The sequence below is a fragment of the Bacillus australimaris genome (assembly GCF_001307105.1).
Lineage (GTDB): Bacteria > Bacillota > Bacilli > Bacillales > Bacillaceae > Bacillus > Bacillus australimaris.
On the sequence record NZ_LGYN01000028.1, the window covers coordinates 56238 to 68055 of the forward strand.

The 11818-nt window shown below is 42.6% G+C and carries 12 protein-coding genes; 5 read left to right on the plus strand and 7 right to left on the minus strand.

Translation table 11 applies throughout. The features are described from left to right. Nucleotides 1–105 precede the first annotated feature (105 nt). The 4 genes from AKG37_RS16040 to AKG37_RS16055 all read right to left on the minus strand — a co-directional run bounded on the left by AKG37_RS16040 (nucleotide 106) and on the right by AKG37_RS16055 (nucleotide 5268). Nucleotides 106–2292: a DNA topoisomerase III gene (locus tag AKG37_RS16040; RefSeq protein ID WP_060699722.1), complete on the minus strand. Its 2187-nt coding sequence runs from the start codon at nucleotides 2290–2292 to the stop codon at nucleotides 106–108. A gap of 72 nt (nucleotides 2293–2364) precedes the next feature. Next, nucleotides 2365–3420: a tartrate dehydrogenase gene (locus AKG37_RS16045; protein ID WP_060699723.1), complete on the minus strand. Its 1056-nt coding sequence runs from the start codon at nucleotides 3418–3420 to the stop codon at nucleotides 2365–2367. Between the two features lie 97 nt (nucleotides 3421–3517). Continuing rightward, a complete protein-coding gene (locus AKG37_RS16050; protein WP_060699724.1) occupies nucleotides 3518–4450 on the minus strand; it encodes a DMT family transporter in 933 nt (310 codons plus the stop codon). Continuing rightward, on the minus strand, nucleotides 4447–5268 hold the full coding sequence (locus tag AKG37_RS16055) for an AraC family ligand binding domain-containing protein (RefSeq protein ID WP_060699725.1): 822 nt from the start codon (nucleotides 5266–5268) through the stop codon (nucleotides 4447–4449). The genes AKG37_RS16050 and AKG37_RS16055 overlap by 4 nt, the downstream gene beginning before the upstream one ends. 154 nt (nucleotides 5269–5422) lie before the next feature. On the opposite strand from AKG37_RS16055, the gene AKG37_RS16060 reads away from it, so the two are divergent. Then, complete coding sequence (locus AKG37_RS16060) at nucleotides 5423–6097, plus strand: GntR family transcriptional regulator (protein WP_060699796.1); 675 nt, start codon at nucleotides 5423–5425, stop codon at nucleotides 6095–6097. 129 nt (nucleotides 6098–6226) lie between these two features. Beyond that, nucleotides 6227–6523: a DUF3817 domain-containing protein gene (locus AKG37_RS16065; RefSeq protein WP_034664017.1), complete on the plus strand. Its 297-nt coding sequence runs from the start codon at nucleotides 6227–6229 to the stop codon at nucleotides 6521–6523. Between the two features lie 224 nt (nucleotides 6524–6747). Here the strand turns inward: AKG37_RS16065 and AKG37_RS16070 are convergent, their stop codons facing one another. Then, the gene (locus tag AKG37_RS16070) at nucleotides 6748–8997 is read right to left on the minus strand and encodes a hypothetical protein (protein ID WP_239686122.1); all 2250 of its coding nucleotides are present in this window, start codon (nucleotides 8995–8997) and stop codon (nucleotides 6748–6750) included. Between the two features lie 159 nt (nucleotides 8998–9156). Between AKG37_RS16070 and AKG37_RS16075 the strand changes: the two genes are divergently transcribed. The 3 genes from AKG37_RS16075 to AKG37_RS16085 are packed head-to-tail and all read left to right on the plus strand — an operon-like array spanning nucleotide 9157 to nucleotide 9747. Then, nucleotides 9157–9375, plus strand: a complete 219-nt coding sequence (locus AKG37_RS16075; protein ID WP_060699727.1) for a hypothetical protein — start codon at nucleotides 9157–9159, stop codon at nucleotides 9373–9375. A gap of 13 nt (nucleotides 9376–9388) precedes the next feature. Next, a complete protein-coding gene (locus AKG37_RS16080; protein WP_060699728.1) occupies nucleotides 9389–9571 on the plus strand; it encodes a FeoB-associated Cys-rich membrane protein in 183 nt (60 codons plus the stop codon). Then, on the plus strand, nucleotides 9568–9747 hold the full coding sequence (locus tag AKG37_RS16085; RefSeq protein WP_060699729.1) for a hypothetical protein: 180 nt from the start codon (nucleotides 9568–9570) through the stop codon (nucleotides 9745–9747). Before AKG37_RS16080 ends, AKG37_RS16085 begins: the two co-directional genes overlap by 4 nt. Nucleotides 9748–10190: 443 nt before the next feature. On the opposite strand, the gene AKG37_RS16090 is transcribed toward AKG37_RS16085, so the two are convergent. Continuing rightward, the gene (locus AKG37_RS16090) at nucleotides 10191–10613 is read right to left on the minus strand and encodes a pyridoxamine 5'-phosphate oxidase family protein (RefSeq protein WP_060699730.1); all 423 of its coding nucleotides are present in this window, start codon (nucleotides 10611–10613) and stop codon (nucleotides 10191–10193) included. A 291-nt stretch (nucleotides 10614–10904) separates the two neighbouring features. Beyond that, a complete protein-coding gene (locus tag AKG37_RS16095) occupies nucleotides 10905–11774 on the minus strand; it encodes an SDR family oxidoreductase (RefSeq protein WP_060699731.1) in 870 nt (289 codons plus the stop codon). Between the last annotated feature and the right edge of the window lie 44 nt (nucleotides 11775–11818).

Sequence of the window (11818 nt, forward strand, 5' to 3'; positions counted from 1 at the left end):
TTACGAGTCTTTTCGCACACATATTCCCATTTTCAGAAAAACAATATGCCGATATACTTGATTCAACTGAAAAACCCATGCATTTACGCATGGGTTTTTATAATACTATTGATCTAATTTTAGTTTCTTCAATTGTTCAGCCAATGCGTTATTGATTGGTTCTTCCACTTTCTTTTGTTTCTTCATATATTTAGACACATCGTGCTTACTGGCTTTCTTTTGATTGGATTGTGATTTGCGTTTTTCGAAAACCGACAGCTTTTCTCTATGACCGCACACACAAGCAAAGATTTTGCCATCGCCTTCTCCGCGCAGTTCGAGCTTTTTATGACAGTTCGGGCAGCGTGCATTTGTTTTCTTCGCCACATTTTTACGGTGCCCGCATTCCCGGTCCTGACACACAAGCATTGTGCCATGTTTTCCATTCACTTTCAGCATGAGTTTTCCGCAGTCAGGGCAATGGGTGCCAGTGACATTGTCATGCTTAAAGGTTTGGTTCGTCTGTTTGATTTCAGTTACGGCTTGCTTTGCATACGACTTCATTTCACTCATGAATTGAGAAGCCTTCAGCTGTCCTTTTGCGATTTTAGAAAGCTTTTGTTCCCATTCTGCTGTTAACGCAGGAGACTTTAAGTCTTCAGGCACTAGGGAGAGCAGCTGCTTCCCTTTTGATGTGATGAAAATGTCTTTGCCTTTTTTCTCGATTAAGAAGCTATTGAACAGCTTTTCAATAATATCGGCTCTTGTCGCTACTGTTCCTAAACCACCTGTTTCACCAAGGGTTTTCACTAAGTCCTTTTCTTGGTTCTGCATAAATGCGGCTGGGTTCTCCATAGCAGATAGTAAGGTCGCTTCATTGAAACGGGCAGGAGGTTTCGTTTCTCCCTTTGTTTCTTTCAGCTGTCTTACGTCAAGTGACTGTCCTTCTGAGAGTAGAGGGAGATGCTGATCTGCTTCGGCTGATTCCTCGTCTTCATAGGAATCATCGTACACGGCCTTCCAGCCTGCTGCTTGCACGGTTTTCCCTTTTGCTGTGAACGTTTCACTGCCTATCTTGGCGATAACCGTTGTTTCCTCGTATTCAAAAGGATTCATGAGGACAGCAAGGAAACGTTTGGCAATGAGGTCATATAATTTACGCTCTTTATCACTTAATGCACCAGGATACAGCTCTTCCTCGGTTGGAATGATCGCATGGTGATCTGACACTTTCGCATCGTTGACGAAGCCTTTGTGGGCTTTCACTCCTGATTGTAAAATACGGTTCACATGCTGTGCGTATGGTCTGACGTTCATTCCTTTTAAACGATCTTTTAATGTAGGAACGATATCCGCTGAAATAAAACGTGAATCTGTTCGTGGATATGTGACGAGCTTATGCTGCTCATACAATCGCTGAAGCGTAGACAATGTTTCTTTCGCCGAGAATCCATAGCGTTTATGGGCATCACGCTGTAATTCTGTCAGGTCGTACAACCCGGGAGCAAACGCTTTTTTCGCAGTTTTTTTCAACGCATCGATCACTGCTGGTTTTCCTTTACAGCCTGCCAAGTGCTCTTTTATGACATTCTCTTGGAATGTGCGGTTTTGCTTTGTTTTCGCATCCTGCCAGGTCAATGTCAGACCATCTACTTGTGCAGTCAGGCCATAGAACGGCTTCGGCTGAAATTGCTGAATGTCTTCTTCTCGTTTGGCGATCATGGCAATCGTTGGTGTTTGTACCCGTCCGCAAGAAAGCTGTGCATTGAACTTGGTTGTCAGCGCTCTTGTTGCGTTGATCCCTACAATCCAGTCTGCCTCTGCACGCGCAACCGCTGAGCGGTACAGGTTATCATATTCTCTGCCGTCTTTTAATCGTTTGAAGCCTTCTTGAATCGCTTTATCCGTAACAGAGGAGATCCATAGCCGTTTCAATGGCTTTTTCACATGCGCTTTTTCAAGAATCCACCTTGCAACTAGCTCCCCTTCACGTCCAGCATCTGTTGCGATAACAATGTCTTTTACATCTTTTCTCGCAAGCTGTGCTTTCACTGCTTGGAATTGTTTGCCTGTCTTTTTCATGACGACAAGTTTGAGCGGCTCTGGAATGATCGGTAAATCCTCTAAACGCCAGGATTGAAATTCCTTTCCGTAGCCTTCTGGATCAGCCAATGTGACCAAATGGCCAAGCGCCCACGTCACAATGTATTGATCTCCTTCTAAAAAACCATTTCCTTTTTTATGACACTTCAGCACACGCGCTAAGTCACGTCCTACTGAAGGTTTCTCTGCTAATACAACTGTTTTTGACACTAGATTTCACATCTCTTTCTTCTATCCATCCTTTTATTATAGCAGACGTGGAGATGCGGTTCTAATGGCGGATTATTTCTTCAAGCGCTTGATGATTTCGTTTGTGACTTCTTGTGTGTGATAGGCTCCGCCGATGTCTGCCGTTAAAAAGCCGTCTGCTGTGACTGACTCGATGATTTCGAGCAGGTGTGTGCCCAGTTCTTCCTCTCCGAAATGATCAAGCATGAGTTTAGCCGTCCAAATTTGACCGATTGGATTGGCGATTCCTTTCCCCGCAATGTCTGGAGCTGATCCGTGTACAGGTTCAAACATGGATGGATATTTGCCATTCACATTGATATTGGCGGCAGGCGCAACGCCAATGCTTCCCATAATGGCTGCCCCAAGATCAGTTAAAATATCGCCAAATAAATTACTGGCAACAATCACATCGAATTTCTCTGGTCTTGTCACAAAGAAGGCTGAGAGTGCATCAATGTGCTGTGAGTCTGCTGTCACTTCTGGATAATCCTTTGATACGTCTTGAAACACTTCATCCCAAAATGGCATTGTATGGACGATTCCATTCGATTTGGTTGCACTTGTCACTTGCTTTCGTCGCTTTTCTGCTAACTGGAAAGCAAAGCGCATGGCTCGCTCTGTCCCTTTTCTTGAGAAAACAGCATTTTGAATGGCAAGCTGATCTTCTCCTTGATAGATGCGGCCCCCAATTTCACTATACTCTCCTTCTCCGTTTTCTCTTACAACAAGGAGGTCAAAATCCTTTGGCTGAGAAAGCGGTGAGCGTATTCCGCTCAGCTGTTTTGCAGGTCTCACGTTAATGACCTGTTCAAATTCACGTCTAATTTTAATCAGCAATCCCCAAAGCGATATATGATCCGGCACTAAATTGGCATCTCCGACTGCCCCTAAGAAAATGCTGTCAAATGCCTTCAGTTGTTCCAGTCCATCCTTCGGCATCATTTCGCCATGCTCTAAATAATATTCACAGCTCCACGGAAAATCCTGAAAGGTAAAAGACAGGCCGCCATGAACCTCTGATACCGCTTTCAATACTCGCATGGCTTCAGGCACAACTTCCTTCCCAACCCCGTCACCTGGTATCGCTGCAATTGACAAATGCTTCATTGATTTTTCCCCCTTCGCTATCGGTCGACCGTCGACCATTTAAAATGAGTTTACTAAAGAGTGCATGTTCTTACAATGGACAAAAGACGCTTTTTGATCAAAGCGCCTTTTTATCCTGCAAGAGCACACCGGGTTTCTGTTTCTTTCTTCCCGCACCTTTTTTATCTGAGAGCAGCAAACCGCCTAAGGTCAGTACAGTTCCGATCACTGACATGAGTGTCAGTCTCTCATGAAGAACGATCATCGAAATGATCATCGTGATAATAGGCACTCCATAAATATACACACTTGATTTCACCACACCGATCGTCTTCACGGAAAAGCTCCATGTCAGAAAACAAATAGCAGATGCAAAGACGCCTAAAAACAGCAAGTGGAAGGCAAACGATGGATTCGTCAACCGCTCCCAGTCTAAACGAATCTTAAAATGCCAGATCAGTGGAATCATCCATAGCAGCCCGTAAAAGAAGACACGTCTTGTCACCTGAATAATATGGTAGCCATATTGATTGATCATTTTCGATAAAATGGAATAAAATGCCCAGACAATGGTAGCCATAAATGCTAAAGCATCACCGAGCGGATTCAATTGGAACGTCGTCATCCCATTAAAGCTAATCAGTACAATTCCCATCATCGCGATGAAGAAGCCTATGAAAAATCGGCTGTGCAGCGGCTCATCTTTTAATAAAAAATAAGACAATAGAAAAGAGAAGAATGGGACAACGGAGCTGATAACACCTGCATTCGAAGCGAACGTATAGGTAAGTGCAACATTTTCTAAAAAATAGTATAAGACCACACCGCATAACCCTGCGAGCGCAAACATCCCTTCATGCTTTCTACGCTGCACCTTCATGGTGACTGGATAAATGATCATCAGGGCAAGGTACCCAAGGAAAAAACGAAAAAATAAAATCTCTGTTGGAGAAAAAGCCGTTAATAATATTTTGGTTGATATAAAGGTAGATCCCCATAAAAAAATGGTGAACATGGCCGCTAGATGACCAAGAAGCTGTTTATTTTTCATTTTGCTGTTACCTGCTTTGCAAAAATTTGCTGATACTGCCCTGGCGTAAGCCCAATAAATTCCGAAAAGAAATGAGTCAAATGACTTTGATCAGAAAATCCAGCAGCGGCAGCTACATCTATTGGCTTCATTCCTTGGGCGAGAAGTTCCTTCGCATAGTTCACCCTGATTGTCTGTAAATAACGATACGGCGTAATTCCTCTGAACTTTGTAAAAGCACGCAGCAATGAATATTTGTTCATGGACACAAGCTCACCTAGGTCATCTAACGATATATTTTCCGTGAGATGTGTTTCAATATATTGCTGTACGTCTTGGACTTTTTGTTCATTGGCATTGGCTGCTGATGCTTTTTCCTCTGGTGTATCAGAATAGGTTTCGATCAATTGCTTCATTAAAAAATAAAAGGCTTCCTGTTTATTCAAAGCAGGAGCTTCTTCTGTGATCATTTGATGAAGATCATATAATTGCTTTGCTAGTTCACTTTGTGAAACCACAGGGGCTTTAAAATGCGGCTTGTGCTGAAAGATCTTCTCCAGCAACTCTGGTTCAATATTTAAGCTGCGATAATCTAGCGGCTTGTGATCAAATTGTTCACATCCGTGATTATCGTACGGATTGAAAAGAAGGATATCTCCTTTTTCAATGATGTATTCTTGATTTTGGCAGAACATACGTCTTTGACCGCCTTCAATAAATCCAATCACATAGTATGTATGAAAATGTTTTGGGAACTTTTTGATGATGGCATGAAAGCGATACGCCTCTATTTGTAAGTCTTGATCAAAATGTACAGTTCGTTCCTCTTGTATGTTCATGTCGATCCCCTCTTTTCACTGAGCTCATCATTAGTGTAGCACACCCTTTTTCTGTTGGATTGTACGATATTGACTTTTCGATGCAGGCTTGCCTAGCGGGAGGAACTTGGATAACATGAGACAAAAGATGATGTATAAAAGAGGGAACGATGGAATGAATTCATTCGAGATTGAAAAACCAGCACCATATCATATGCAATTTTATGAACAGCTGAAGCAAATGATATTTGATGGACAGTTTCAACCGGGAGAGCGCATCAATGAGACACAGCTTGCCAAGCAATTTGGCGTAAGCCGGTCACCGGTTAGAGAGGCGATGAGACTTTTAGAAAAAGACGAGCTCTTAATCGCCGATCATCGATCAGGCTACTCCGTCTATACGTTAACAGAAAAAGATGTCGAGGAGCTTTATCAAATTCGGGTGTCCTTAGAAACGCTCGCTGTTGAGCTTGCCTGTAAGGAAGCCGTTCAAAGAGAAATGGATGAAATTGAGCAGGTCCTCACGCGCGCGGACGAAGCGATCAAGCAGCAGCTGCCATCTAAAGACATCGTCCAGTTACATGAAGCCTTTCATCAAAAAATCATTCTGGCGAGTCACAATGATCGCTTAGCCAAACAATTGAATCATGTAAATGCACTCATTCACTATTGCCGTATCTTCCATTTTAGCGGCGGGGCTCGTGCTGAGACGATTCAAAGAGAGCATGCAGCCATCTATTCTGAAATAAAAAAGCGCCGCTCCCAAGAAGCCGTTCAAGCAATGACGGAGCATTTATTACATGATGTGATGCATTTAAAGCAAGTACTCTCTGAAACAAACAAAGAGTAAGCGACTTTTCCCATTTTTTAAGCATTACATGAACATATTTTGAATTTTTCGTAGATTTCAGCATGTCCAGACGATCTTTCGTTTATATTAGAAGATGAGAAACTAGCTTTTATACAGGAGGATTTGTATATGCATACAAGTATTAGCCGTCTGCGACAGGCGGGTTTTATTGAGGGTATGTCTCTTTTAACCCTTCTTTTAATTGCCATGCCTCTAAAATATTTTGCGGATATTCCGATGGCAGTCACCATTGTAGGCTCTCTTCACGGTGCATTGTTTGTCATCTATATGCTCGTTTTGGCATATGTGACATTTAAAGTTCGCTGGCATTTGAAATGGTCCATCGCCGGTTTTTTTGCGGCTTTCATTCCTTTCGGCAACTTCGCCTACGATAAGGTGCTCCGCCAGTATGATACAAAAGCTTAATAGAAAAAGCGTTCCTTTAAGGAACGCTTTAGATTGTTGACAAAGGGCTAAAATGATCTTGATTTTAGCCCTTTGTCTTCTTTTCAGCATGATAGAAAACCTTTTCAGTCTAGGAAGGGCGAGCAGCGGAGCGAATTTGACATTCGTGAGCACCGGAGCGCAGACCTGACAAAGAATGCGAGGGTTTGCCTACATGCTGGAGCGTTCCTTAAAGGAACGCTTTTTTAAATCGATGCATATTTCACAATGACCGCTTGACGCGTCATGTCGTGATACGCTACCCATAATTCATCACCAGGCAATACGCTAGTGATTGGATCGATTGGCTGTTTGACTTCATACATCATGCCATTTCTCTCAATCTGAATGTTTGCTAACGGAAGATTACCGACGACGCCAGCAAATTCGACTTTGGACACTTTTGCACTTCCTTGTTTCTCTTGCAACAGAGCATTTTCTCTCTCCAGCTCTTCTTTCTTTGTCTGGATCGTGATTTGTGTTCCTGCTGCGACCTGCATATGGTCAGGGATGAATTGGGTGACCGTTTTTGTGATTGATTGATCTCCGCTTGAAACCGTCACATCCAGCTGGACAGGTTTTTGTTCATGAATGGCAACTGGGTATTGCTTCACACGCTGAATGATTCCTGTTAACGTCACATCTTTCCCTGATCGATTCAGTACTTCATAACCATAGGCAGCCATTTTCAGCTGGCCGTTGATATCGACAAGATCAGCTTTTTCTCCTGTTCTAAAATCAAAACCAGCGGCTTGAACCATCGGAATGACATACCTTTTCTGATCTAATTCAAATGTGAGGGATAAGACGGTGCCTCGTCCCACAGTTCCATATGATTCTATTTTTCTTAAAACAGCGCCTTTAATGAACTTTGGCTCACTTGGCTGCGAGAAGTCACCCTCTTTTAAGAGCATTGCCTTTTGCTTCTTCGGATCATAATGAATGACGATACGCTGGCCTGGCTGTGGTATCTGAGTGTAGGATACAACCGTTTTAACCGTCTTTTCTATGCTCTGTCCTTCATATTCAAATTGAAGACGCATGCTGACAACTGGCTGTTCGTTGATATAGGTGCCCGTTTCTTTCACGGACACAATATAGGCTTGTAATGTGACACTATCCTTGATCTTGTTCTTTCTGACCAGTCTTAAAATAGGTGGCAGGAAGATGGCAAGCACAAATAACAACAGTGGTATAAAGAGCCATATCGCCCAGTTGAGAATAAGAGGCCCGCCTTTCATCACATATTGTGTAAATGTATCAAACGACGTTTGATGAGCAGGACTGGCGTTTTCGATTGAGATGATTTTCTGCAAAGGAAATTCCTTTAGCTGGCTGCTTTTTGTCTCATATGCACCCGTTAATTGATTGTTAAATGAATAATAGAGCCAATTGCTCTTCACATTTTTATTGAAAGAGAGCTCATCTCTTTGTAAAGATTCATAAGACAACGATTGAAAAAGCTTGCTGGCAGACACCGCTTTATTCGTGCGATGGTTATAAATATACCCAGTCAGCTTGCCTTTTGCTTCGTCCTTTGCTGTAGAGCCTGCAATCAGCACTTCCTCCTCATTGAGCTGGTAGACATAGGTTTGGTAAATCGGCTTTGGTGTCGGAACGACTTCCCCCAGCCTTCCATCTGCCTTCACTTTTCTTGCCCTTTTTGGATATTCCGATTCGGCAGCGACAGCAAAGTTTTGTGATGATCCGATCGTTTTTTGAAGCTGCTGCTCAACCGCATCATCAACAAGACTAAACGGTTCAGCATTTTTGGAGACATAGAGGCCAAGCTGATGCTTCTCATTTGAAATGCCGCTGACATATGCCTTCTGGTCATTTTTCAAGGAGACTTCAAATATAGGAATAGGGGTCTGTCCTCTAAAGGAATTCATGACAGCATCCATGGAGACAGGCCTTGCCGGCAGCTTTAGCTCGTTAAGATTGTGTACATAAAATTGCCCGTTCTTCAGCTCACCAATGACTGCAGCGGCGCCTTCCATTTCTCCTGTAAATACGAGCCGTCCATTCCATTGATATGTATTCGTATTTAAAAATGAAGGGATCTTTAGTTTCTGTTGAGCGAGTTCTTTCTTTTCTCCATTTGGAGACAGCTTCTCAATTATTAGCTGCCCGTCTTTATTCTTGAAAGCAAGCAAGAGATTGTTTCCTTGAATGGATGGCCACATTTCTTGAAAAGGATCGCTTGCTGCCGTCCATCCACTGATTCTTTTTCCTAAATGAGGATCATACATTTCAACATGGAGCTGCTGGTCTTTTGATACAGCACTCACCACTCGCTCGCCTTCATCAAATGTAAAAATTCGTTTGACGTTATTCTCTGTTACTTTTCCATCTGACAAATCATCTTGGTAATGATTCCAGACCATGACACTAAGAATGATCGCTGGAATAAAGAAGACAATATATCTGAGGAAGATGACTGGTAGTCTTTTCACTTGATCGCTTCCTTTCATGAGGTTCCTTTATCTTATACGTCAGTACAGCGAGAATGTTTCATGCTGGAGAATACCATCACATCCCCCAAAAACCATATTTTACAATCTTTGTTGTTTGCGATAAAATCCAATCAGATTCAAAAAAGGAGTTATCTCTCATTGGATAAGCTATCATCTATCATTCTAGCTGCTTGGCTGCGTGTCCCCCGTTGGTTGAAGCAATGGCTGCTCGTATCCATTACCATTTTCTTTTTTTATATGTGGTTTGTAAAGGGGCTGACTAGCTGGCACACCTTGCCGCCCGTCACGTTACTCGGTTGTATCATTGGTTCCTTCTTCATTTGGCTGATATGGCTAAAAAGTCAAAAAAATATGTAAAAAGGGGAAAATCATGAAAGAATTCATCTCTTATTTTGCTATCTCTTTTGTTCTACAATGGGTTTGGTTTGGTATCGTACATCCAGGTAGTGGTGTGACACTGCTGGACATGCTCATCTTTTCTATTTTGTTTGCGGTGATGTTCTTTTTTATTCGGAGGATTTGGCAGTATCAGAAGAAGGGGCGAAGTGAATGACTATGAAGATCGCCTTGTTCACTGTGTTCACCTGTGCGTTCATCGGTCTGCTGTTAGTGTCGAACCCTTTTGGAGCGGACGCTATGCGATTGGTTTCTATTTTCATCTTCCCATTACTTGGGCTCATTGGTTTTGGGATTCTCTTGTTTGACCCAATGAAAAAGGCTGCCAAATAGATGGCAGCCTGTTACTTACTCTTTTCATGCAAATAAATAATCAATGTTTAATCTCCGTGACGGAGTGTATGAATTAAGATTCGATCATATCAGTGTGTCATATGTGTTCCGAGTGAACCTACGTTTGAAAGTAAACGCCATGGAAGTTCTGGATAACAAGACAACGAAAGCCCTACCTCTCATTCGTCCTTACGGCTCCGAAGCCGTGCCAGTGTGAATTGTAAATCAAAACGTCTTTTTTCCATTCTTCCGCTTTTATAGGGGGCGGTTGCAGAAGGAAAAGAATAAGTTTGTTCGCTTTGACAGCGTCTTGTTCTTATCAAGTAGAAGCTCTATTGCTTCTCATTATGTCATAGAAAAAAGAAAGTTTACTTTCTTTATTTATTTGCTTATTTCAACACTTAATATAAAACTATAACACATCCCCCTAGTTTACACAAGTGTTAAAGTGATAATTCTGCTGGTGTACGGCTTCCTTCATTCATATAACGGATGGAGGTTGGGTCAATCTTCAGAATCACTAGGTTTGGATCATCCTTGCCTTTAAACCACTTTTCCATCTCCTCAGACCAAAGGCGGTCAATCAATCCCGGATCATCGGTTAATGCAGCGGTACCTGCAATTTCAGCATAAGTATCACCGAATCCTTCGCCTGAATATCCAATGAGAATATGCACATTCGGATTTTTTTCAATTTCTTCTGCTTTATGTGTTTCTTTGCTTGTTGGTGTATAAAGCGTCAGCCCTTCATGGAAAAACGTCATGTAGCGGGTATGCGGCTGATTTTGTTCAACAGTTGCTAGTGTTCCGACCTTTTGTTCATCTAATAGGTTTAGTACCTTTTGTTTTAATTCTTCTTGAGACATATCGTGTCACTCCTTCAAAATTCCATCCGTATTCCTAGGTTTCCACGACAATCCATTCATTAAACAAAGAAATGTGTTTTTCATAAAAAGAGACCTTCTGGCTGATGCTATAGAAAATAGGTTCAATGAAGGGAGAAGTTGAACATGCATCATGAAACGATGTTCCATTTGAGTTCACTTGTTATTGCGGCAGTTGTTGTCGGCATTATCGTATGGTCTGTTGCATCTGTGCAGAAAAATCGCAAGAAATACTAAACACACCGCCCAAGCCAAGCTGGGCGGCGCGATGGATCATGTATTCATAAAGGAACCGCCGTTGACGTGAAGTGTCTGTCCTGTCATATAAGACGATTCGTCAGAAGCGAGCAGCACAAAGCAGCCGACATGCTCTACAGGCTGTCCTGGTCTTCCCATTGGGGTTTCTGCCCCAAAGCTCTCCACACTGTCTTCATCAAATGTAGATGGAATGAGCGGCGTCCAAATTGGACCTGGCGCGACACCGTTCACCCTGATTCCATCCTTCACAAGCGACTGTGCCATAGAACGCGTAAAGCCATTGATGGCTCCTTTTGTCGCAGTATAATCAATCAGCACCGCATTGCCTCGATATGGGTTAATTGATGTTGTATTAATGATTGAGCTTCCCGGTTTTAAGTAATCAAGTGCCTTTTTTGTAAAGTAAAAATATGAATAGAAATTGGTTCTAAAGGTTTGATGAAGCTGATCACTAGAAATGTCTTGAATACGTTCTTGCGGATGCTGTTCCGCCGCATTATTTACTAAGATATCTAATTGTCCAAAGGCTTCAACTGCTTTTTCTACCGCCTTCTCACAAAAGTCTTCGTCACCGACATCTCCTGCGATCGTTAAACATTTGACACCTTCCTGTTCTACACGCTTTTTCGTATCCTCTGCATCCTCATGTTCATTTAAATACACAATGGCGATATGTGCGCCTTCTTTTGCATAGGCAACAGATACCGCCCGTCCAATTCCACTGTCTCCGCCTGTAATCAGCGCAACCTTTCCTTTCAGCTTCCCAGACCCTTGATACGATTCATCCTCAAAGATCGGCGCCGGATTCATTTCTCTTTCACTGCCTGGCTGCTGATCCTGCGTTTGGCGCGGAATGCCATTTGTTAAGTAATCACGTAAATCCATGTGTAAGCTCCTCCTTGATTTATTGATGTATCCTTTCATTACCA

Excerpts from the sequence above, each read along its gene's own strand:
- AKG37_RS16045 (WP_060699723.1), bottom strand. The coding sequence starts at position 3,420 with ATGAAGCATTTGTCAATTGCAGCGATACCAGGTGACGGGGTTGGGAAG.
- AKG37_RS16050 (WP_060699724.1), bottom strand. The coding sequence starts at position 4,450 with ATGAAAAATAAACAGCTTCTTGGTCATCTAGCGGCCATGTTCACCATT.
- AKG37_RS16055 (WP_060699725.1), bottom strand. The coding sequence starts at position 5,268 with ATGAACATACAAGAGGAACGAACTGTACATTTTGATCAAGACTTACAA.
- AKG37_RS16060 (WP_060699796.1), top strand. The coding sequence starts at position 5,423 with ATGAATTCATTCGAGATTGAAAAACCAGCACCATATCATATGCAATTT.
- AKG37_RS16065 (WP_034664017.1), top strand. The coding sequence starts at position 6,227 with ATGCATACAAGTATTAGCCGTCTGCGACAGGCGGGTTTTATTGAGGGT.
- AKG37_RS16080 (WP_060699728.1), top strand. The coding sequence starts at position 9,389 with ATGAAAGAATTCATCTCTTATTTTGCTATCTCTTTTGTTCTACAATGG.
- AKG37_RS16085 (WP_060699729.1), top strand. The coding sequence starts at position 9,568 with ATGACTATGAAGATCGCCTTGTTCACTGTGTTCACCTGTGCGTTCATC.
- AKG37_RS16090 (WP_060699730.1), bottom strand. The coding sequence starts at position 10,613 with ATGTCTCAAGAAGAATTAAAACAAAAGGTACTAAACCTATTAGATGAA.
- AKG37_RS16095 (WP_060699731.1), bottom strand. The coding sequence starts at position 11,774 with ATGGATTTACGTGATTACTTAACAAATGGCATTCCGCGCCAAACGCAG.